Source organism: Azospirillum sp. A23 (assembly GCF_042938965.1).
GTDB classification, from domain to species: domain Bacteria; phylum Pseudomonadota; class Alphaproteobacteria; order Azospirillales; family Azospirillaceae; genus Azospirillum; species Azospirillum melinis.
The window spans coordinates 347,076-368,257 of sequence record NZ_CP170666.1; the positions used below are offsets into that span (position 1 = coordinate 347,076).

A 21,182-nucleotide genomic window follows, 5' to 3' on the forward strand; every position below is an offset into this window, starting at 1 on the left:
TCGGTCGCGGCCCCGTTCAGCGCGGGGAGGTCTCCAGCTGATGGTCCAGGAAGAAGCGCAGCATTTCCGCCGTCGCGTCCGGACCTTGCGGGTCGGTGTAGGAGCCAGATGGACTGCCGCCGGCCCAGGCGTGCCCGGCGCCGTGGATCGTCCAGTGCTCGCACAAGGTCCGCCCATCGGGATCGCGGAGGATGTTGCGGTTGTAGGCGTGGCCGCCCGGGCTTTGACCCTGCTGCACCTCCGGCCGCAGATTGGAGCCGGTGGTGGCCTGTGCGATAACGCCGTCGCCGTTGCTGGGATGGACGACATGGTCGCGGTCGCCGTGAAAGACGATGGTGGGTACCCTGCGGTTGCCCCGAATCGCCGCCCGCGGGCTTCGGCTGCCACCCTGGCGCATCGCGGCGAGGGCGGATGGTAGGTCCTGCGCGGCGCCGGCCGGCAAGCCGGAATGCACGCCGACCGCGGCGTAGAGATCCGGATAAGCCGCCGCCATATTCGCTGCCGCCGCACCGCCGGCTGACAGTCCGGCGATGTAGACTCGTTCCGGATCGACCCGATGGTCACGCATGATCTGTCGCGTGATGCCGGCAAGCAGCGAAGGTTCGCCCTGGTCGCGCCGCTGGTCTTCCGGTTTGAACCAGTTCCAGCAGCGCTGTGCGTTGGCCGAAGCCGGCTGTTCAGGGTAGGCGACGAGGATGCCGTGCCGCTCGGCGAAAGCGTTCATCCGGGTTCCGGAGGCGAAATCGTCGGGCGACTGGGTGCAACCGTGCAGCATCACCACCAGCGGGCGCGGTCGGTCGTCTGCCGCGGCTGGCACATAGAGCTTGTAGGCCCGTGTTCCGGCCGGCCCGCTGTACGAGAGCGTTGCGAAGGACGCTCCGTCAGGCAATGGGGCGGGGGCCGGTCGCGGGGTGCCGCCATGAAGACCGTTCGGAGTGAAGCGTGCGGCGAGGCCGCGCAGGGTCTCGCCCAGTCCGGTGCGCGGCTTGGCTCTGGACCTCTGCCCCCCACTGTCGTTGGCGGGCTGCGGGCCGGCGTCCTTCGCCGAAGGCGTGGGGTCGAGCCTTACGAACTCCCCCTCCAGGGTGGCCCCAGGTGCGGTTGTGTCCGGTGCCGGCGCCGGCTCGCCCTTGCCGTCCCCCCGCAGCAAGCGCTGGAGGAGGGTCGTCGCCTCGCCGAGCTTGCCGGCCCGTGTCAGGCGGGCAGCTTCGGCCATGCCGGGAAGCATGCCGGGTAGTGTGGTGTGGCGCATGTCCATACTTTCCTGGTTCGCATCGGGCGCAGGCGGTGGCCCGCGCCGAAAGACTTTCAGCGGATGCGGTCGGCGAGGGCCGCCTTGACCGCGGTCGGCGCATGCAGCGCGCCCAGCACGCTCAGCGAAGCGATGGCGGCACGGGCCAGCTCGGGGGTCACGTCCTGGGCGATGGTGGCGAGGCCGAGGACACGGATATCCAGCATCTGTCCCGCTGCCTGAGCCGCTTCGAGATCCGCCCGGGTGAAGTGGCGCAGGCCGAGATCGACGCTTTTGCGTGCCACCGTCTGCCGGACGACGTCGGCGTGCCGGTCGACCTGATTGCGGATGGCGGTGCGGATGAAGTCGGTGCGGTTGGAATAGAACCCTTCCTCGACCAGCAGGTCGATGTGGCCAAGGTCGACATAGCCGAGATTGATCGTGATCTTCTCGCTGTCGCCGGTTTTCGATTTCAAGCTCTGTTCAGTCTCGGCCATCGCTTTGCCATCCATAAACCATCCGTGTGGATGGTATATAGATGGCGCTCGTGACTCATTCAAGAGCGCGCCCGCCAATTCGGCAGACTGCTGCCCGGTGTCAGCCACAAAGGCGGCAATAAAAAAGCGCGGTCCTGAAGGACCGCGCTTGATCGGATCGTTATGCTCGGAAGCGACCGGCTGCAATCAGCCGAGCAGCCCGATGTCATGGGTAGGGATGTGGTCGAAGCCCAACCCGTACACCGCGGAGTCCGATGCCAAGCTGAAATCGTGCGCACCCGGATTGACGAAGCTCGGGTCCAACTGCACCGAACCGCTGTCGTAGCCGGCGGCCTTCCATTCCGCCAGATCGCCCTTGCCGCCGCCCGACATCACCTGCGGCCACACATCGAACATATCCTTGGAGGCGTCGAGGTTGCTGTAGAAGTTGTTGTGGATGTTGCCGACATTGGCCGGGCCGTAGATATGGACGGCCGTGCCGTCACGGACATCGACGACGTTGCCGGAGATGTCGTTGCCGCTCATCTGATGGCCCTGCCAGCCGCTCCAGGCGACCGGCTGCTGAAGGCCGATCTGGGCGCCGCTGTTGTCGGCGATCACGTTCTCGGTGACCTTGTTGTCCCAGCCGCCATGCAGGAACACGCCCCCGATGTTGCCGTGGACGATGTTGCCCTTCACCGTGGCGCCGCTGGTCCAGTCGTCCAGATAGATGCCCCAGCTGGCGACGTCGCCCGACGGGTTGGTCGCGGTGGTGCCGGTCACCTCGTTGTTGACCACGGTATGGTCGGTCAGATCCTGCTGGCGGTTGATCAGATAGATGCCGCCGCCGTCGTTGGACTCCAGATTGGCGTCGACCACCTTGTTGTTGGCGATGGTGACCCGGTGGGTGGCATCGCTGCCGTCCGTCTGGACCGAGCCGACGGCGATGGCCTTCTCCGGCGAATCCTCGACGAGATTGTGGGTGACCTGCACGTCGGAGCTGCCGTTGATCCAGATGCCGGCGTCACCGCGGTCGGCAGCGTTCGGGTGGGTGATGTGGTTGTCGGAGACGACCGTGGCGTTGGAGCCGGCCTTGACGAAGATGGCCTCCGCGCCGGTGCTGTCGAACTGGTTGCCGATGACCTTGCTGTCGGCGCTGTTCTGCACAGTGATGCCGTAACCGCCGCCCTTGACCGCATTGTTGGCGAAGGTCAGGCCGGACGCATTGTCGGCGAAGACATAGTGGCCGCCCACCACGCCATCGGCGAAGGTCAGGCCTTCGATGGTGACGTTCTTGGCGCCGCCGAGGCCGAAGGACACGCTGGCGTTGGAGCCGCCGTGGATCACCGCCTTCTCGCTGCCGTAGCCGGTGAAGGTCACACCGGAATCCTGGCCGTCCAGCCACATCCCGTTCTGGTGATAGTCGCCGCCGCGGATATAGGTGGTGTCGATGTTGGGGTCGGCGCGCATCGCGGCTTGCGCCTTTTGCAGCGAGGCGAAGGGGCCGTCGGTCCCGTCGGCATTCGGAGCCGCAAGCTTGCCCGACCAGCTGTCGTTGCCGTTGGTGGCAACATAGAATCCCGGATCGGTCGGCTTCGGGACGGTCGGCGCCGGCGTGGACGGCGTCGGGTCGTTCGACGGCGCTTCGCTGACCGGTGGGATGGTGGGGGGCGTCACGCTGGAGGTGGGGAAATAGCTCTTGTCGGCATCGACGACCAGTGTGCCGTTCCACCACATGCCGGCCTGACCGTCGGCGACGTCGTGGCCGTCCAGGGCACCCTTGTCATAGGTAACATGGTCGTCGGTCGGCAGGACCGACTTGCCGTTGATCGTGATCTCGTTGACGATCAGGTTGCGGTCGGTCCCGTGAAAGATACCATCATTGTCGTACTGGACCTGCACCTTGTGGCCCTGGCCCTCGACGATGTCCGTCTTGAAGACGAAATCCTTGGCCGTGGCATCCGTGGTGCCCTCACCGATCTTCTTGCCGTCGACCAGCAGGTTGAAATGCGCGTCGAGGGTGCCCTTCGCGCTCACCGTGATGGTCGAGTTCCCGGAGGTCGTGGCCATTGGTCCGTATCCTTAGCGGTTTTGATGCGGCGCCAAGATGGTCAAGTCGGCTGGGGCAATAGTGAGGCATTTTCCATGGAATGGACGAATAAGGGGTAAAATCCGTTACAATCCTGCGACCAAAGATAAAGTATCTTTGGGTATAATACGCATAAACCTGTCTTCATTCAGTATGTGGTGCCACCGCAGACGGTGGAATGCCATCATTTCTCTGAGCAACAATGTGCCTTGAATAACGGCTGTCTGCCAGATTGCTTGAAAAGATGATCCGGCGGAGGCCGGCGAGGCAGCTTTCCTCTGTCGAATGCTGCTTGCCGCCGGTTCCACTGGACCCCCGGTGACGTCCCTTAAACGCCTTCCCCCTGCTGTCCCTGCTGGGTCAAGGTGGCGATGAAGCGCTGGGTGCGTTCACGGGTTGGATGGGTGAACAGCGTTTGCGACGGTCCGGATTCCACCACCTGTCCGGCGTCGAGGAACACCACCTCATGCGCGATGCGCGATGCGAGACGCAGATCGTGGGTCGCCATCACCATGGTGGTGCCCTCGGCCGCCAAGGTACCGAGCACCTCCACCACTTCGCCCGACAGTTCGGGATCGAGGGCCGAGGTGGGCTCGTCGCACAGCAGGACGCGCGGCGACGGAGCAAGCGCGCGGGCGATGGCGACACGCTGCTGCTGCCCACCCGACAGGGTCGCAGGCCAGGCATCGGCCTTGTGGTCCATGCCGACCTTGCGCAGCAGAGCCATGGCACGGTCGCGCGCCTTCTCCGCCGGCCATTTCTGCACGGTCACCAGCCCTTCCATCACATTCTCGACCGCGGTGCGGTGCGGGAAAAGCTGGAAGTTCTGGAACACCATGCCGGTCTGGCCGCGCAGCCGCTGGATGTCCTTCCATCCGGGCTTGCCGCCGGGCTGGAAGGACAGCTCCTCCTCGCCGATGCGCACGGTGCCGGAGGTCGGGATTTCCAGCAGGTTGATGCAGCGGAGCAGCGTGCTCTTGCCACCGCCGGACGGACCGATCAGGGCGGTGACACGGCCTTCGGCCACGGTGACCGACACGCCCTTCAGCACGGTGAGGTCGCCGAAGCGCTTTTCGATGTTCGACAGCCGGATCACGACTTGGCCTCCAGGAAACCGCCATACTGGTTGAGCCGCCGTTCCAGCCGGACCTGCAACGCCGACAGGACGGAACTGAGCGCGAGATAGATCAGCGCCGCCTCCACATACAGGATCAGCGGTTCGTAGCTGGTGGCGACGATGCGCTGGGCGGCCTGGAACAGCTCCGGCACGGTGATGGCGGCGGCGAGCGAGGTGTCCTTCACCAGCGAGATGAAACTGTTGGACAGCGGCGGCACGGCGACGCGGGCGGCCTGCGGCAGGATTGTGCGGCGCATCGCCTGCGACCAGCTCATGCCGATGGAATAGGCGGCCTCCCACTGGCCCTTCGGCACCGAGCCGATGACGGCGCGGATGATCTCCGAGGTGTAGGCGCCGACATTCAGCGTGAAGCCGATCAGGGCGGCCGGGAAGGCGTCCAGCACGATGCCGGCGCTGGGCAGGCCGTAGAAGATCAGGAAAAGCTGCACCAGCAGCGGCGTGCCGCGGATGATCCAGACATAGAAGCGGACGATGGCGGCCAGCGGAGCCGGCCCGAACAGCCGGACCACCGCGGCCACCAGGCCGACGACCAGGCCGAGCGCGAAGGAGGCCAGCGTCAGCGGAACGGTGAAGACCAGCGCCGCCCACAGCAGCGACGGAAGCGAGTCCGCCATCAGGGTAAGCCAGTGCAGCACGGGGAAGGTGCCTCTCGTGAAGATGGAACGACAATGCCCCCGGCCCGGATGGGGCTGGGGGCATTGTGGCGGGCGTTAACGTGAGACGGGAAACTAGTCTGAAAACGTCACTTGGAAACGTCGGCGCCGAAATACTTCTGCGAAATCGTCCCATAGGTGCCGTCGGCCTTCATGGCGGTCAGCGCCTCGTTGATGGCGGAGACCAGCTTGGCCTCGCCCTTGCGGACGATTATGCCTGACTGGTCGGCATTGTCCTGGGTCGCGGCGATCTTCACGTTGGCGTCGGGCTTGTGCTTCTTGAAATCCAGGAAGGACAGGCTGTCGTTGACCGTCGCATCGGCCCGGCCGTTCAGCACCAGCTGGATCGACTGGTCGAAACCGTCGGTGCCGACCAGCTGTGCACCGGATGCCTCGGCCAGCTTGCCGAAGTTGCTGGTCAGCGACTGGGCCGACTTCTTGCCCTTGAGGTCGGCGAAACTTTTGATCGCGCTGTTGTCGCCCTTCACGATCAGCACGGCGCGGCTGGTGATGTAGGGGTCGGAGAAGTCGTACTTGGCCTTGCGTGCCTCGGTGATGCCGACCTGATTGATGACGGCGTCATAGCGGCGTGCGTCCAGGCCGGCGATCAGCCCATCCCACTTGCCTTCCAGGAACTCAGCCTTCACGCCGATGCGCTTGGCGATCTCGCGCCCGATCTCCACATCGAAGCCGACGAGTGCGCCCGAGGCGTCGTGGTAGGTGAAGGGAGCATAGGTGCCCTCCGTGCCGATCTTCAGCACGCCGTCGGCCTTGATGCGGTCAAGGTCGGCCTGAGCGTGGGCGGCGGCGACGGCGGCGACCTGCATAAGGCCGGCGACGAGAAGCGATTTCAGCCATTTCATCGGTTGATGCCCGGTGTTTCTTGAATGGGTTGGGTTGGTTCGCCGCCTTCGGCACGTTGCGGCCGACGCTTGTTCCGGCGTTGGACGGCTCGGGTCACGCTACATGAATGAATACTCTCTAACAAGAGTATATCATATATATTTAGCGCATAACAACTGTACATACTGCGTACCGCGTTCGGGTTCCGGAGGGAAATGAGCGCCGAACGATGCATGCCCTCTGCCATGGTTCCTGAACTGGCATCGGGGAAGGCGCCGCCCGACTGTCTTCGGAGCGGTAACGCGAACGGGGTGGCGGATATGACCATTGGGTCACACGCTGCCCTGTCTCCAGTTGCCCTGACGCTTCATCCCCTTATGATCATCGGCAATGACCGCCTGGACGGTCTCCCAAGATGAGGGGTCAGGACATGAGTGACGCAACGGCTGCCGGCTGGATCGAACTGACGGCGGCGGACGGCCACCGGATGCGCGCCTATCGCGCGCCGGCCAAGGGCGAGGAGATCGGGCGCCTGATCGTGGCTCCGGAAATCTTCGGCATCAACCATCACATCCGCAGCGTCTGCGACGGCTTCGCCCAGCAGGGCTTCACCACCGTGGCGCCCGACCTGTTCGACCGGGCCGAGCGCGGGGTCGAGCTGCCTTATGACGATGCCGGCATTCAGCGGGGCATCGTGCTCAAGGGAGCGGTGGCGACCGCCGACGCCTTGCAGGACATCGCTGCGGCGCTGGCCCATCTCGGCGGTGACGGGGCCGCGGCCATCGTCGGCTATTGCTGGGGCGGCAGCATCGCCTGGGCATCGGCGGCGGCGCTGCCGGTGCGCGCCGCCATCGGCTATTACGGCGGCGAGATCGGCAAGTCGCTGGACAGCGCCCCGCGGGTTCCGACCCTGCTGCATTTCGGCGAGCAGGACCACGCCATCCCGCTGTCGGTCGCCGAGGGGGTCAAGGCCCGCTATCCGTGGGTGCCGGTGCATGTCTATCCGGCCGGCCACGGATTCAACTGCGACGAACGGGGGAGCTTCCATCCGGAAAGTGCGGTGCTGGCGCTTCGCCGGACCGTGGGGCTGCTGCGGGCCGTGTTCTGACCGAGGCTTCCTTCCGTCGACCGTCCTTCCGCTGCCCGAGCCGGATCGGCCAGCGGCGGAAGGCGAGCAGCCCGACACAGATCAGCGCATAGACGAGCGGCGCCGTCTGCCAGCCCTTCACCAGCATGATGAAGTGCAGGCAGCCGGCCAGCCCGGCGACGAAGACGGCCTTGTGCAGCGCACGCCAGCGCTTGCCCCCCAACCGCTTCACCATGCCGTCGGAGGAGGTGGCGGCCAGCGCCGTCAGGATCAGGAAGGCCCCCATGCCGACCGTGATGTAGGGCCGCTTGACGATCTCCTTCCAGATCGCCGGCCAGTCGAAGAACTGGTCCAACCCGACGTAGGTGGACAAATGGACGGCTGCATAGAAGAAGGCGAACAGTCCCAGCATCCGCCGGAATCGCGCCAGCCCGGCCACCCCCGTCAGCATGCGCAGCGGTGTCAGCGCCAGCGCGATCAAAAGGAAACGCAAGGCCCACAGCCCACTCGCCTTGACGCTTTCCAGCACCGGCTCCGCCCCCAGCTCGCCGGTGTAGGCGAGCCAGACGGTCCAGACCAGCGGAACCAGGGCGATGGTGAAGACGACGGGCTTTGCCCAGCGCGAGGTGAGGGCGGCGTTCGCGGCGGCGCGTACATCGACGCCGCCAGCGGAGGCGAGGGGGGCGGCCATGGTCAGTAATTCGCCTTCAGGTCCATGCCGGCATAGAGCGACGCGACCTCTTCGCCATAGCCGTTGAAGGGCAGGGTCTTGCGGCGCGAGAATTCACCGACCCGCCGCTCGGTCGCCTGGCTCCAGCGCGGATGGTCGACGTCCGGATTGACATTGGAATAGAAACCATATTCACGCGGCTGCGACTTGTTCCAGGCGGTCGCCGGCTGGTCCTTCACCAGCGAGATCTTGACGATCGACTTGATCGACTTGAAGCCGTACTTCCAAGGAACCACCAACCGGATCGGGGCACCGTTCTGGTTGGGCAGCACCTCGCCATACATGCCGACAGCCAACATGGTCAGGGGATGCATCGCCTCGTCCAGCCGCAACCCTTCGGTATAGGGCCAGTCCAACACCCAGGAACGCAGGCCCGGCATCTGTTTTGGGTCGTTCAGGGTCTGGAAGGCGACATATTTTGCGTTGCCGGTCGGTTCCACCCGCTTCAGCAGTTCCGCCAGCGGGAAGCCGACCCAGGGAATCACCATCGACCAGCCCTCGACGCAGCGCAGGCGGTAGATGCGTTCCTCCATCGGGACCTTCAGCAGATCCTCGATGCCGATGGTCATCGGCTTGCCGACCTCGCCGCCGATGGCGATCTCCCAGGGGCGGGTCTTCAGCGTGCCGGCATTCTCGGCCGGATCGCTTTTGCCGGTGCCGAACTCATAGAAGTTGTTGTAGGTGGTGGCCGACTTCATCGGCGTCGTCGGATCGAATTTCGGATCGGCCGGCTTGATCGTGGTCGCCGCCTGGAAGGGGCCTGCCAGCGCGCTTCCGCTCCACACCGGCAGGCTGCCCAGCGCCATGGCGGCGGCGCCACCGGCGATCAGGCTGCGGCGCGACAGGAACAGCTCCCGCGGCGTCACCTCATCTTCGCGTGCCTGCGACGCGGTGGGAAACTTGAACAGCATCGACCCTCTCCCGAACGGACCATTCCTGCCACTAACCATAGGGCTGCGGCCGGCCGTCGGCAAATCACAGGGTCTACACAATTGCGTGAACGGATCTGCGCACTACGCGATCAGCGCCGGCCGAGCGGGATCACCACGGCCGGACCGCTGAAACCGCCGCCACGCGCCGTGCGCCGTGTGCGAAAGGGCAGCACGTCGGCCGGTGGGCGCGGCGGGGGCAGGAGCGGCATTCCGGTGAAGGAATGGGCAAGGGCAGCTCCCTGCTGGCAGGCGCGCATCCAAGAGAGCATGCAGCACATCGAAGCCTGCATGGAAAACGTCCAAAGATTCATCGCCAAGCCCCAGCTTGTAATGTGTCGGGTCGTCTTGCCCTGCGGAAGGCGGCCGGCGCCGAAATATCCCGCCATGACTGGATCCATAACGATGTCCGCCATCGAATCGTTCCGAAGCCTGAGCTTCGCATTATGGACGGTCAACTGAGTTAAGCCGGTGTCAAGGCCGGCTAAGGTCAAGAAAATGCTCACTTCATCCTAAGTTATAGGCATAGTCCTTATGCCGGAAGGCGGAGTGCCTACGAAAGGCCAAGTTGACCCGAATAGCCTTTACTTCATCGTGCGGGGCTGTAGGACTGCGCAGTCACGCTCCGGATGAGGATGGAGTGCGCACACTGTCGGTGCGGACGTTCGGAATCCCGGTTGTGTTGGCCTACGTTTTCTTCGACCGCGCAGTTGAGCGGTCCTGGGGATGGGCAGAGCGCGGTCCATGGTGGGCACGGCGCGCGGATTGGGGAACGGCATGACGGCGATGGTCGAGACGGCGGACGCGTTGGATCCGAAGGTTCTGCTGATGGCCTTGCGGCAATTGCGCAAGGGTGAATTCTCGGTGCGGCTGCCGCTGGACCTCACCGGAATCGACGGCGAAATCGCCGCCGCCTTCAACGACGTGGTCGAACTGAACCAGAACCTGACCGCCGAGGTCAGCCGACTCAGCGTCGCCATCGGCAAGGAAGGCCGCATCAGCCAGCGCGCCAAGCTGAACAATGCGTCCGGCGGGTGGGAAACCTGCGTCGACAGCATCAACACGCTGGTCGGCGACATGATCCAGCCGACGACGGAAATCGCCCGCGTCATCGGCGCGGTCGCCAAGGGCGACCTGTCCAAGACCATGGCGCTGGAGATCGAGGGCCGGCCGCTGCAGGGTGAATTCCTGCGCACCGCCCGCAACGTCAACACCATGGTGGACCAGCTCGTCACCGTCACCACCGAGCTGACGCGCGTGGCGCGCGAGGTGGGGATCGAAGGCAAGCTGGGCGGTCAGGCCCAGGTCAAGGGCGTTGCCGGCACCTGGAAGGATCTGACCGAGAACGTCAACGTGATGGCGGCCAACCTGACCGGTCAGGTCCGCAACATCGCCGAGGTGACGACGGCGGTCGCCAAGGGCGATCTGTCGAAGAAGATCACCGTCGACGTGAAGGGCGAGATTCTTGAGCTGAAATCCACCATCAACACGATGGTGGACCAGCTGAACAGCTTCGCGTCGGAAGTGACGCGCGTTGCGCGCGAGGTAGGCTCGGAAGGCAAGCTGGGCGGTCAGGCGAAGGTCGAGGGTGTCGGTGGCACCTGGAAGGATCTGACCGATAATGTGAACATGATGGCGGAAAACCTGACCGGTCAGGTGCGCAACATCGCCGAAGTGACCACCGCGGTCGCCAAGGGCGACCTGTCGAAGAAGATCACCGTCGATGTGAAGGGCGAGATCCTCGAGCTGAAATCGACCATCAACACGATGGTGGATCAGCTGAACAGCTTTGCCTCGGAAGTGACGCGCGTGGCGCGCGAGGTGGGCTCGGAAGGCAAGCTGGGCGGTCAGGCGAAGGTCGAGGGCGTCGGCGGAACCTGGAAGGACCTGACCGACAGCGTGAACATGATGGCGGCCAACCTGACCGGTCAGGTCCGCAACATCGCCGATGTGACCACCGCGGTCGCGACGGGTGACCTGTCGAAGAAGATCACCGTCGACGTGAAGGGCGAGATCCTCGAGCTGAAATCGACCATCAACACGATGGTGGACCAGCTGAACAGCTTTGCCTCGGAGGTGACGCGCGTGGCGCGCGAGGTGGGCTCGGAAGGCAAGCTGGGCGGTCAGGCGCGAGTGGAAGGCGTCGGTGGGACGTGGAAAGACCTGACCGACAGCGTTAATCTGATGGCGGCGAACCTGACCGGTCAGGTTCGTAACATCGCCGACGTGACGACCGCCGTCGCCAACGGCGACCTGTCGAAAAAGATCACCGTGCCGGTGAAGGGCGAGATCCTTGAGTTGAAGAACACCATCAACACGATGGTGGACCAGTTGAACAGCTTTGCCTCGGAGGTGACGCGCGTTGCGCGCGAGGTGGGTTCGGAAGGCAAGCTCGGCGGTCAGGCCCAGGTGAAGGGTGTCGGCGGCACTTGGAAAGACCTGACCGACAGTGTGAACGCGATGGCGACCAACCTGACGGGGCAGGTGCGCAACATCGCGGAGGTGACGACGGCGGTCGCGAATGGCGATTTGTCGAAGAAGATCACCGTCGACGTGAAGGGCGAGATTCTTGAGCTGAAATCTACCATCAACACGATGGTGGACCAGCTGAACAGCTTTGCTTCGGAGGTGACGCGCGTTGCGCGCGAGGTGGGTTCGGAAGGCAAGCTGGGCGGTCAGGCCCAGGTCAAGGGCGTCGGCGGTACGTGGAAGGATTTGACCGACAACGTGAACGCGATGGCGACCAACCTGACGGGGCAGGTGCGCAACATCGCGGAGGTGACGACGGCGGTCGCGAATGGCGATTTGTCGAAGAAGATCACCGTCGACGTGAAGGGCGAGATCCTCGAGCTGAAATCCACCATCAACACGATGGTGGACCAGCTGAACAGCTTCGCGTCGGAAGTCGCCCGCGTGGCGCGCGAGGTCGGCATCGAGGGCAAGCTGGGCGGTCAGGCCCAGGTCAAGGGGGTTGCCGGCACCTGGAAGGATTTGACCGACAACGTGAACATGATGGCGGCCAACCTGACCGGTCAGGTCCGCAACATCGCCGAAGTCACCACCGCGGTCGCCAAGGGCGATCTGTCGAAGAAGATCACCGTCGATGTGAAGGGCGAAATTTTCGAGCTGAAATCGACCATCAACACGATGGTGGACCAGCTGAACAGCTTCGCGTCGGAAGTGACGCGCGTTGCGCGCGAGGTGGGCTCGGAAGGCAAGCTGGGCGGTCAGGCGAAGGTCGAGGGTGTCGGTGGCACCTGGAAGGATCTGACCGACAATGTGAACATGATGGCGGCCAATCTGACCGGTCAGGTGCGCGGCATCGCCAGCGTCGTCACCGCGGTCGCCGACGGCGACCTGAAGCGCAAGCTGGCGGTGGACGCCAAGGGCGAGATCGCGGCGCTGGCCAACACCATCAACGGCATGATCGACACGCTGGCGACCTTCGCCGATCAGGTCACCAACGTGGCGCGCGAGGTGGGCATCGAAGGCAAGCTGGGCGGTCAGGCCCGCGTGCCGGGCGCCGCCGGGCTGTGGAAGGATTTGACGGAGAACGTGAACCAGCTGGCCGCCAACCTGACCACCCAGGTGCGCGCCATCGCCGAGGTCGCCACCGCGGTGACCAAGGGCGACCTGACCCGCTCGATCACCGTCGAGGCGATGGGCGAGGTCGCGGCGTTGAAGGACAACATCAACGAGATGATCCGCAACCTTCGCGACACAACGCTGAAGAATGCGGAACAGGATTGGCTCAAGACCAACCTCGCCAAATTCACCCGCATGCTGCAGGGCGAGCGCGATCTGGTCACCGTCTCCAACATGATCCTGTCGGAGATCGCCCCGCTGGTGAACGCCCAGCACGGCGTGTTCTATGTCGCCACCCGCGACCGCGACGAGCCGCTGCTGGAGCTGGTCGCCAGCTACGCCTTGAAGGAACGCAAGAACCTGTCCAACCGCTTCCACCTGAAGGAAGGTCTGGTCGGGCAGTGCGCCTACGAGAAGAAGCGCATCCTGCTGACCAACGTGCCGCGTGACTATGTCTCCATCAGTTCCGGCCTGGGCGAGGCGCCGCCGCTGAACATCATCGTCCTGCCGGTGCTGTTCGAGGATGACGTGAAGGCGGTGATCGAGCTGGCGAGCTTCGGCCGCTTCAGCGAGACGCACCAGAGCTTCCTGGAGCAGCTGACCGAGAGCATCGGCATCGTGCTGAACACGATCGCCGCCAACATGCGCACCGAGGGCCTGCTGAAGCAGTCGCAGCGCCTGACCACCGAGCTGCAGAGCCAGCAGGAGGAGTTGAAGACCACCAACGAGCGGCTGGAGCAGCAGGCCGCCTCGCTGCGCAAGTCGGAAGAGCTGCTGAAGGCCCAGCAGGAAAAGCTGACCACCACCAACGAAGCGCTGGAGGAGAAGGCCGAGCAGCTCGAGAAGCAGAACATCGAGGTGGAGCGTAAGAACCGCGAGGTCGTGTTCGCCAAGGCGGCGCTGGAGGAGAAGGCCGAACAGCTTGCCCTGACCTCCAAATACAAGTCGCAGTTCCTGGCGAACATGAGCCATGAGCTGCGCACGCCGCTGAACAGCCTGCTGATCCTGTCGAAACTGCTGGCCGACAACCCCGACACCAACCTGTCCGACCGTCAGGTGGAGTTCGCCCGGACCATCCATTCCGCCGGCTCCGACCTGCTCGGCCTGATCAACGACATCCTCGATCTGTCGAAGATCGAATCCGGCACGGTGACGCTGGAGATCGGCGAGGTCGTGCTGGGCGACCTGCGCAACCATGTGGAACGCACCTTCTCGCAGCTGGCGCAGGAGAAGAAGCTGAACTTCGCCATCGAGATGGACGAGGCGCTCCCCGCCAGCATCCAGACCGACGAGAAGCGGCTGGCCCAGGTGCTGAACAACCTGCTGTCCAACGCCTTCAAGTTCACCGAAAGCGGCGGCATCACCTTCCGCGTCGCCCCGGCGACGGAAGGGTGGAGTGCCGCCCACCCGACGCTGGACGCCGCATCCTCGGTGCTGGCCTTCACCGTCATCGACACCGGCATCGGCATCCCCGAGGACAAGCAGCGCATCATCTTCGAGGCGTTCCAGCAGGCCGATGGCACCACCAGCCGCAAATATGGCGGCACCGGCCTCGGCCTGTCGATCAGCCGCGAGATCGCCCGTCTGCTGGGCGGCGAGATCCGCGTCGCCAGCACGCCGGGCAGGGGCAGTGCCTTCACGCTGTTCGTCCCGCGCAGCTACGACATCGTTGCGGAACCGGTCGCGCAGCTCGGCACGCCCGTCATCGCCGCGGCCAGCGCCGCCATGCCGCCCACCGCGCTGCTGCCCAAGCGGACCGAGACGGCGACCCGCCCGGTGGTGGCCTCCGGCCCGCAGGAGGGGCTGGCGCTCCTGGACATGCAGCAGCCGGCCGGCGACGACCGCGAGCGCCTGCGGCCCGGTGAACCGGTTGTGCTGATCGTGGAGGACGACAACACCTTCGCCTCCATCCTGATCGATCTGGCGCGGGAGAAGGGCTTCCGCACCATCCTGTCCAGCGGTGGCTCGGCGGCGCTGCCGCTGGCGCGTAAATACCGGCCGGATGCCGTCCTGCTCGACATCGGGCTGCCGGACATGGATGGCTGGGCGCTGCTCGACCTGCTGAAGCGCGATCCGCAGACCCGGCACATCCCGGTCCATGTCATCTCCGCCAAGGACGAGCGGCGGCGCGGTCTGGCGATGGGCGCCTTCGATTATTCGGAAAAGCCGGTGGAGCGCGAGGCGATCTTCGACGCCCTGAACCGGGTCAAGAGCTTCCGGGAGCGCGACCACCGCAGGCTTCTGGTGGTGGAGAAGGACAGCCCGCAGCCGGGCGGCGTCGCCGCCCTGATCGGCAACGGCGATGTGGAGACGCACACCGTCACCTCGATCGAGGCCGCGATGGCGGCACTGAGCGCCGACCATTTCGACTGCATGGTGCTGGATCTGTCGAGCCCGACCCTGGCCGGTCCGGTGACGGTGGATTTCGAGCTGATCGAATGGCTGCGCACCCGCGACACGCTCGCCTGGATGCCGGTGGTGATCTATGTCGCCGCCGACATCGCGGCGGAGGACGAGGCGCGGCTGCGCCGGCTGGCCGAAACCGTGGTGCTCAAGAGCGCCCGGTCGCCGGCCGGGCTGCTGGACGAAACCGCGCTGTTCCTGCACCGCGCCGTCGACCGGCTGCCCGACGAGAAGCGGCGCAGCATCCTGGACCTGCGCCAGCACGACCCGTCGCTGGCCGGCAAGCGGGTGCTGGTGATCGACGACGACATCCGCAACATCTTCTCGCTGGCCAGCGTGATGGAGGCCCACAAGATCGAGGTCCTGCATGCCGAGAGCGGACGCGAGGGCATCGAGCGGCTGCGTGCCGACCCTGGCGTCGACGTGGTGCTGGTCGACATCATGATGCCGGAAATGGACGGCTATGAGACCATGCGCACGATCCGCAGCATCGACGAGTTCCGGACGCTGCCGATGATCGCCGTTACCGCCAAGGCGATGAAGGGCGACCGCGACAAGTGCATCGAGGCCGGCGCGACCGATTACATCGCCAAACCGGTGGACATCGACCATCTGCTGTCGCTGTTGCGGATCTGGACCGCCAAGAACAACCGGCAGCAACAGCGCGGTGGGGTGCAGGCATGACCCGGCGCAAGCTCCAGCCCGTTCGGGCGGTGCGGCGCGCGCCGTTCGTCCCGTCGGCCGCCAGCCCGGTGCCGGCGGCCCGCCGGTCGCGCCTGCTCGGCACCGCCAGCGCCCAGCCGGCCGGCGTCGACGCCGTCTGTAAGCCACCTCTGCCGCCGGCGGCAGCCGCGGTGGAAGCGGCGCCGGCCCCTGCGGCTGTTCCTCCCGCCACTGTGACGCCACCGCCGGCCGCCGTTCCCGCGGGATGCGAAAGCGGAACCATGACCACCGACTCACACCCGCAGCCCGACAAGGCGGACGTCGCGATCCTGATCGTCGACGACGACCCGCGGAACCTGTTCGCCGTGCGGGAGACGCTGGAGGATCTGGGGGCGCAGCTGGTGCTCGCCCGGTCGGGGGAAGAGGCGCTGAAGCATCTGCTGCGCCAGGACTTCGCCCTGATCCTGCTGGACGTGCACATGCCGGGGATGGACGGCTACGAGACGGCGGGTCTGATCCGCCTGCGCGAGAAGTCACGCCATATCCCGATCATCTTCCTGACCGCCATCAACAAGGACGAGACGCACATCTTCCGCGGCTATGCCACCGGCGCCGTGGATTACATGTTCAAGCCGGTCGACCCGCAGATCCTGAAATGCAAGGTGTCGGTCTTCGTCGACCTCTACCGCAAGACGGAGGAGGTGAAGCGCGAGGTCGAGGCCAAGCAGCGCCTGCTGGACGAGAACGAGCGGGTGCGGCGCGAGATGCGGCAGGCCGAACAGGCGCTGCGCCGGTCGGAGGAGCGGCAGGCGATGATCCTGGGCCAGCTTCCCATCGTGCTCTACACCGCCGACCTGACACCGGGCATTCCGTTCCGCTACCTGTCCGACACGACGCAGACGGTGCTGGGCTGCCCCGCTGCCCGTTTCATCGAGGATCCGAATTTCTGGGAATCCGGTCTGCATCCGGACGACCGCAACCGCGTGCTGCGCCAGTTGGCGTCGATCCACGATGCCGGGCTGACCACGGTGGAATATCGCTGGCGCGGTCCGGACGGCGGCGAGCGTCATCTGCTGGACCAGGCTGTTGTCGTGCGCGACGAGGACGGCCGGCCGGCCGAGCTGTTCGGCACCATCATGGACGTGACCGAGACGCGCCAGGCCCAGCAGCAGCTCGCCCACGCGCAGAAGATGGAGATGGTCGGCCAGCTGACCGGCGGCATCGCCCACGATTTTAACAACATGCTGATGGTGGTGATCGGCAGCCTGGAGCGGCTGGTTCCCGGCCTTGCCGACGATCCCAAGGCGGCGCGGCGGGCGGAGATGGCGCTCCAGGCGGCGCTGCGCTGCTCCGACATGACGCGGCGGCTGCTGACCTTCGCCCGGCGCCAGCAGCTTCACCCGGAACCGGTGGATCTCGGCGATCTTGTCGCCGGTATGGGCGAGCTGATGGAGCGCACGCTGGGCGGCGGTGTCGCCATCGCCATCGAAGCGCCGCCGGCCGATGCCGAACCGCTGTGGATCGCCTCAGTCGACCGCTCCCAGGCGGAATCGGCGTTGTTGAACCTCGTCATCAATGCCCGCGACGCCATGCCCGGCGGCGGCACTCTGCGGATCAGCACGGCGAACACCCGGTTCACAGAGCCGCAGACCGGAAACGGCATGTCGGTGCCGGCCGGCGACTATATCATGCTGTCGGTGGCGGACAGCGGATGCGGCATGCCGGCGCACGTGCTGGAGCGGGCCTTCGAGCCCTTCTTCACTACCAAGGAGACCGGGAAGGGCACCGGTCTGGGCCTTGCCATGATCCATGGCTTCGTCAAGCAGTCGGGTGGACTGATCGGTATCGACAGCAAGCCCGGCAGTGGCACCGTTTTCCGCCTCTACCTGCCGCGGGCGGCGATGGACAGCGCCCATGGCGTGTCGGCCGACGAGGATGACGGCCATGAAGCCTTCGCCGGCCGTGGCGAGACCGTGCTGGTGGTCGATGACGATGCCGATGTGCGGTCGGTCGCGGTGCAGGCGGTGTCGGCATTGGGGTATCGTGTGCTGGAGGCCGACGGTGCCGAAGCGGCGCTGACCCTGCTGGACCGGCAGCCGGTCGATCTTCTGTTCACCGACATCGTCATGCCCGGCGGTCTGAACGGGCGCGAGCTGGCGCTGGAGGGGTTGCGCCGCCATCCCTCTTTGCGGGTGCTGTTCGCCTCGGGCTATGCCAACGGAACCTCTGCGCCGGGACCGGAGGCCGGCGCGTCCACCGACGCCGGCGGCACCGCCGATCCCGGCGCCGTTCTGGGGGCTGTGCTGAGCCGGGCGGAAACGCTGTCCAAGCCATACCGTGACGGCGATCTGGCCCGTGCCCTGCGGCGCGCGCTGGATCTGCAGGCCCCTCTCGCCCCGGCGGAGGCCGTCCGGGGGTGATGAGGGGGATCGAGGGCGGCGTTACCCCACGCCGCCGGTTGTGCATATCAGGTCAGGTTCTGGTTCATGGTTTTGTCCGATGATGCGCTTACCCTGTTGCGAGGTTCGATCCGGTCTGTCTGGGCGTTGGAGCTTCTTCTTCTTCTGCGGCGGACTCCCGACCGGGACTGGTCGAATGGCGATCTGGTCAGCGAGTTGCGTGGCAGCGACGTGGTGGTGCAGGAGGCGCTGGCCGGGTTCCTCGGCGCTGGCCTGCTGGTGGCACAGACCGACGGCCGCCACCGCTACCGGCCGGCTTCCCCGCTGCTGGACCAGTGGGTGGAGGAGATCGAGCAGGCCTACGCCACCCGTCCGTCCGCCATCATCCGGGAGATCTTCGCGGCTCCCGGCAACAAGGTGCAGATCTTTGCCGATTCCTTCCGCTTCCGCCTCAACGATTGATCTCAGTGAATGAAATGACTGCGGACTACCTAGTCAGGAATGCGTGCCGTCCTCTGCGGGGGGAGAGCGGGGTGGGAGCAGCGACATGGATGTCGTGAAGTCGGCGGTCTATCTGCTGTGCTTCGCCGCCAGCCTGCTGTGCATGGTCCTGCTGCTGCGCAGCTATTTGCGTTCCCGCAGCCGGCTTCTGCTGTGGAGCACGCTGTGCTTCGTCGGGCTGGCCGTGAACAATCTGCTGCTGTTCATCGATGTCGTCGTTCTGCCGACGCAGGTCGACCTGCTGCCACTGCGCCAACTCTCCGCCATGGCCGGCGTGGGCGTGCTGCTGTACGGCTTCATCTGGGATGCCGAGTGATGCTGCCCACCACCTCCAGCTTCTTCACCGGCGTGCTTGCGGCGCTCTATGCGGTGGCCGGGCTGTTCTTTCTCGGTTTCTGGAAACGGACGAGGGACGCGCTGTTCGTCAGCTTCGCACTGGCCTTCCTGCTGCTGGCGCTGAACCAGATCGTGCTGGCGCTCGGCGGGCTGGAGCGCGAAGAGCAGAGCTGGGTCTATGTGCTGCGCCTGCTGGCCTTCCTGCTGATCATCGGCGCCATCGTCCGCAAGAACCTGGAGGGGCGGCGGCGCTGAACCCTATTCGGACGGCTGCCTTCTACTTGCGGCCGTCACCGAAGCGGCGGCAGTCCCGTTCGTCGGTCCCGGCTTCGGCCCGCCCGCCATTGGAGGTGCGGTAGCGCGAATCGTCGCATTGGCCGTTGCCGGCATAGCGGTTGTAGCCGCCGCGGCCCTCATAGCCGCTCGCATAGCCATTGCCATAATAGCCGCTGTTGTCGTAGCCGCCGCGATGGCGCTGATGCCGTCCGCGGTTGCGGTCGCCGTCGTCGTCGTCCCCGCCGGCGGTGGCGGCCAGCACGCCCAGCCCGACCACCGCGGCACCGATCAGCAGGGCGCCGGCCATGTCGTCGTTGCCGTTGCCGGCACAGCCCGGCAATGCCAGCGAGCCGGCCAGGCAAACGGCCATCAGGGTCCTGCCGCCGAAGAACCCGCGCCTTGCTGCCGCTTGTGTGGTCGTTGCCATTGTCGCCTCCCGAAACAGGGGTTCATTTACGCATGAACACATGAGCGGAGTTTTTCATCCGCTACCATTATAATTTCTTTTTAGAAATATTTATGCAGCCTCGCTTCCGCTTGGCGGCTGCATACGGGGGGCTTACGGCGGGGCTTGGCCCGGCTGGCCGGAAGCCCTATGGTCGGTCAGCTGTCGCCAATATCGCCAGCTGTCGCCAATATCGGGAGTGCGTCGATGTTCACCGCCAGGATCCTGCTGCTCGGCTCCGGGGAGCTGGGCAAGGAATTCGTCATTGCCGCCAAGCGGCTGGGCTGCGAGGTCATCGCCTGCGACAGCTACGCCAACGCGCCGGCGATGCAGGTCGCCGATCAGGCGGAGGTGTTCTCCATGCTGGACGCCGACGCCCTGCGCGCCGCCATCGCCAAGCACCGTCCCGATTATATCGTGCCAGAGGTCGAGGCGATCCGCACCGAGGTGCTGCACGAATTCGAGGATGCCGGCACCATTGTCGTGCCGTCGGCCCGTGCCGCGACCATGACGATGAACCGCGACCGCATCCGCGAGGTCGCGGCGACGGAACTCGGTCTGCGCACCTCACGCTACCGCTATGCCGAGAGCCTGGAGGAGGTGCGCGCCGGGGCGGAGCACACCGGCTTCCCCTGTGTCGTCAAGCCGGTGATGTCGTCGTCCGGCAAGGGGCAGAGCACGGTGCAGGACGCCGCCGGGCTGGAGGCCGCCTGGGATTATGCGGTGGCGAACATGCGCGGCGACCGCCGCAAGGTGATCGTCGAGGAGTTCGTTCCCTTCGAATATGAGATCACGCTGCTGACCGTTCGCACCCGCGACGGCATCCTCTATTGCGAGCCGATCGGCCACCGGCAGGAGCGCGGCGACTATCAGGAATCCTGGCAGCCGGTCGCCATGCCGCAGGCGATGCTGGACGATGCCAAGGCGATGGCGGCGCGCGTCGTCGACAATCTCGGCGGCTACGGCATCTTCGGCGTCGAGTTCTTCGTCACCGCCGATGAGGTGATCTTCTCCGAACTGTCGCCGCGGCCGCACGACACCGGCATGGTCACGCTGCTGTCGCAGAACCTGTCGGAGTTCGAACTGCACGCCCGCGCCATCCTGGGCCTGCCGATCCCGAACATCCTGTGCCATGCCCCGTCGGCCTCCGCCGTCATCCTGGCCGACCGTGAGGCGGAGAATTTCCGCATCGAGGGGCTGGCGGACGCGCTGCGCCTGGGGGCCGCCGAGCAGGAGGTCGACGTCCGCCTGTTCGGCAAGCCGACCACCCGCAAGAACCGCCGCATGGGCGTGGCGCTGGCGACCGGCACCGACACCGACGATGCGCGGGCACGGGCCAAGCAGGCCGCCGGCAAGGTGACGATCCGGTATTTGTGAGGCTTCATTTCGGCCAGCGTG

At 65.6% G+C, this 21,182-nt stretch carries 17 protein-coding genes; 7 read left to right on the plus strand and 10 right to left on the minus strand.

All coding sequences use genetic code 11. From position 1 onward, the window contains the following. Positions 1-16 precede the first annotated feature (16 nt). From ABNQ40_RS10590 to ABNQ40_RS10615, 6 genes are all read right to left on the minus strand, one after another. Positions 17-1,252 (minus strand): PHB depolymerase family esterase, encoded by a 1,236-nt coding sequence (locus ABNQ40_RS10590; protein WP_109490802.1) that lies wholly within the window; start codon positions 1,250-1,252, stop codon positions 17-19. 56 nt (positions 1,253-1,308) lie between these two features. Further along, a complete protein-coding gene (locus ABNQ40_RS10595; protein WP_109490801.1) occupies positions 1,309-1,728 on the minus strand; it encodes a CopG family transcriptional regulator in 420 nt (139 codons plus the stop codon). A 186-nt stretch (positions 1,729-1,914) separates the two neighbouring features. Next, the gene (locus ABNQ40_RS10600) at positions 1,915-3,777 is read right to left on the minus strand and encodes a right-handed parallel beta-helix repeat-containing protein (RefSeq protein ID WP_109048707.1); all 1,863 of its coding nucleotides are present in this window, start codon (positions 3,775-3,777) and stop codon (positions 1,915-1,917) included. 347 nt (positions 3,778-4,124) lie between these two features. After that, the gene (locus ABNQ40_RS10605) at positions 4,125-4,892 is read right to left on the minus strand and encodes an amino acid ABC transporter ATP-binding protein (RefSeq protein ID WP_109048706.1); all 768 of its coding nucleotides are present in this window, start codon (positions 4,890-4,892) and stop codon (positions 4,125-4,127) included. Then, a complete protein-coding gene (locus ABNQ40_RS10610) occupies positions 4,889-5,569 on the minus strand; it encodes an amino acid ABC transporter permease (RefSeq protein ID WP_109048705.1) in 681 nt (226 codons plus the stop codon). The genes ABNQ40_RS10605 and ABNQ40_RS10610 overlap by 4 nt, the downstream gene beginning before the upstream one ends. A 107-nt stretch (positions 5,570-5,676) precedes the next feature. Then, the gene (locus tag ABNQ40_RS10615) at positions 5,677-6,450 is read right to left on the minus strand and encodes an amino acid ABC transporter substrate-binding protein (protein ID WP_109048704.1); all 774 of its coding nucleotides are present in this window, start codon (positions 6,448-6,450) and stop codon (positions 5,677-5,679) included. A 410-nt stretch (positions 6,451-6,860) separates the two neighbouring features. Between ABNQ40_RS10615 and ABNQ40_RS10620 the strand changes: the two genes are divergently transcribed. Beyond that, entirely contained in the window at positions 6,861-7,538 is a 678-nt protein-coding gene (locus ABNQ40_RS10620; RefSeq protein ID WP_109048703.1) for a dienelactone hydrolase family protein, read from the plus strand. Here the strand turns inward: ABNQ40_RS10620 and ABNQ40_RS10625 are convergent. From ABNQ40_RS10625 to ABNQ40_RS10635, 3 genes are all read right to left on the minus strand, one after another. Continuing rightward, entirely contained in the window at positions 7,450-8,208 is a 759-nt protein-coding gene (locus ABNQ40_RS10625; RefSeq protein WP_109048702.1) for a sulfite oxidase heme-binding subunit YedZ, read from the minus strand. The genes ABNQ40_RS10620 and ABNQ40_RS10625 overlap by 89 nt on opposite strands. Before the next feature lie 2 nt (positions 8,209-8,210). After that, complete coding sequence (gene msrP / locus ABNQ40_RS10630; protein ID WP_109048701.1) at positions 8,211-9,158, minus strand: protein-methionine-sulfoxide reductase catalytic subunit MsrP; 948 nt, start codon at positions 9,156-9,158, stop codon at positions 8,211-8,213. Positions 9,159-9,268: 110 nt separating this feature from the next. Next, positions 9,269-9,592, minus strand: a complete 324-nt coding sequence (locus tag ABNQ40_RS10635) for a hypothetical protein (protein WP_158285547.1) — start codon at positions 9,590-9,592, stop codon at positions 9,269-9,271. A 370-nt stretch (positions 9,593-9,962) separates the two neighbouring features. Here ABNQ40_RS10635 and ABNQ40_RS10640 point away from each other — a divergent pair, with 370 nt between their 5' ends. The 5 genes from ABNQ40_RS10640 (at position 9,963) to ABNQ40_RS10660 (ending at position 19,318) form a co-directional block, all read left to right on the plus strand. Continuing rightward, positions 9,963-15,848 (plus strand): HAMP domain-containing protein, encoded by a 5,886-nt coding sequence (locus ABNQ40_RS10640; RefSeq protein ID WP_391347407.1) that lies wholly within the window; start codon positions 9,963-9,965, stop codon positions 15,846-15,848. Then, a complete protein-coding gene (locus ABNQ40_RS10645) occupies positions 15,845-18,247 on the plus strand; it encodes a response regulator (protein WP_247879657.1) in 2,403 nt (800 codons plus the stop codon). The genes ABNQ40_RS10640 and ABNQ40_RS10645 overlap by 4 nt, the downstream gene beginning before the upstream one ends. A 66-nt stretch (positions 18,248-18,313) precedes the next feature. Beyond that, positions 18,314-18,688 carry a hypothetical protein gene (locus ABNQ40_RS10650; protein ID WP_098737976.1) on the plus strand — a complete coding sequence of 125 codons (375 nt, stop codon included), beginning with the start codon at positions 18,314-18,316 and terminating at the stop codon, positions 18,686-18,688. 85 nt (positions 18,689-18,773) lie between these two features. Further along, a complete protein-coding gene (locus tag ABNQ40_RS10655) occupies positions 18,774-19,043 on the plus strand; it encodes a DUF5985 family protein (RefSeq protein ID WP_199235262.1) in 270 nt (89 codons plus the stop codon). Continuing rightward, the gene (locus ABNQ40_RS10660; protein ID WP_109048699.1) at positions 19,043-19,318 is read left to right on the plus strand and encodes a DUF5985 family protein; all 276 of its coding nucleotides are present in this window, start codon (positions 19,043-19,045) and stop codon (positions 19,316-19,318) included. The genes ABNQ40_RS10655 and ABNQ40_RS10660 overlap by 1 nt, the downstream gene beginning before the upstream one ends. Before the next feature lie 22 nt (positions 19,319-19,340). On the opposite strand, the gene ABNQ40_RS10665 is transcribed toward ABNQ40_RS10660, so the two are convergent. Continuing rightward, positions 19,341-19,766: a hypothetical protein gene (locus ABNQ40_RS10665; protein WP_109048698.1), complete on the minus strand. Its 426-nt coding sequence runs from the start codon at positions 19,764-19,766 to the stop codon at positions 19,341-19,343. Between the two features lie 225 nt (positions 19,767-19,991). Here ABNQ40_RS10665 and purT point away from each other — a divergent pair, with 225 nt between their 5' ends. Beyond that, a complete protein-coding gene (purT, locus tag ABNQ40_RS10670; protein ID WP_109048697.1) occupies positions 19,992-21,161 on the plus strand; it encodes a formate-dependent phosphoribosylglycinamide formyltransferase in 1,170 nt (389 codons plus the stop codon). The last annotated feature ends 21 nt before the right edge of the window (positions 21,162-21,182 follow it).

Coding starts and splice junctions, on each gene's coding strand:
- ABNQ40_RS10600 (WP_109048707.1), bottom strand. CDS start 3,777: ATGGCCACGACCTCCGGGAACTCGACCATCACGGTGAGCGCGAAGGGC.
- ABNQ40_RS10625 (WP_109048702.1), bottom strand. CDS start 8,208: ATGGCCGCCCCCCTCGCCTCCGCTGGCGGCGTCGATGTACGCGCCGCC.
- ABNQ40_RS10660 (WP_109048699.1), top strand. CDS start 19,043: ATGCTGCCCACCACCTCCAGCTTCTTCACCGGCGTGCTTGCGGCGCTC.
- ABNQ40_RS10595 (WP_109490801.1), bottom strand. CDS start 1,728: ATGGCCGAGACTGAACAGAGCTTGAAATCGAAAACCGGCGACAGCGAG.
- ABNQ40_RS10620 (WP_109048703.1), top strand. CDS start 6,861: ATGAGTGACGCAACGGCTGCCGGCTGGATCGAACTGACGGCGGCGGAC.
- ABNQ40_RS10650 (WP_098737976.1), top strand. CDS start 18,314: ATGGTTTTGTCCGATGATGCGCTTACCCTGTTGCGAGGTTCGATCCGG.
- ABNQ40_RS10655 (WP_199235262.1), top strand. CDS start 18,774: ATGGATGTCGTGAAGTCGGCGGTCTATCTGCTGTGCTTCGCCGCCAGC.
- ABNQ40_RS10635 (WP_158285547.1), bottom strand. CDS start 9,592: ATGGCGGACATCGTTATGGATCCAGTCATGGCGGGATATTTCGGCGCC.
- ABNQ40_RS10640 (WP_391347407.1), top strand. CDS start 9,963: ATGGTCGAGACGGCGGACGCGTTGGATCCGAAGGTTCTGCTGATGGCC.
- purT (WP_109048697.1), top strand. CDS start 19,992: ATGTTCACCGCCAGGATCCTGCTGCTCGGCTCCGGGGAGCTGGGCAAG.
- ABNQ40_RS10590 (WP_109490802.1), bottom strand. CDS start 1,252: ATGCGCCACACCACACTACCCGGCATGCTTCCCGGCATGGCCGAAGCT.
- msrP (WP_109048701.1), bottom strand. CDS start 9,158: ATGCTGTTCAAGTTTCCCACCGCGTCGCAGGCACGCGAAGATGAGGTG.
- ABNQ40_RS10665 (WP_109048698.1), bottom strand. CDS start 19,766: ATGGCAACGACCACACAAGCGGCAGCAAGGCGCGGGTTCTTCGGCGGC.
- ABNQ40_RS10615 (WP_109048704.1), bottom strand. CDS start 6,450: ATGAAATGGCTGAAATCGCTTCTCGTCGCCGGCCTTATGCAGGTCGCC.
- ABNQ40_RS10645 (WP_247879657.1), top strand. CDS start 15,845: ATGACCCGGCGCAAGCTCCAGCCCGTTCGGGCGGTGCGGCGCGCGCCG.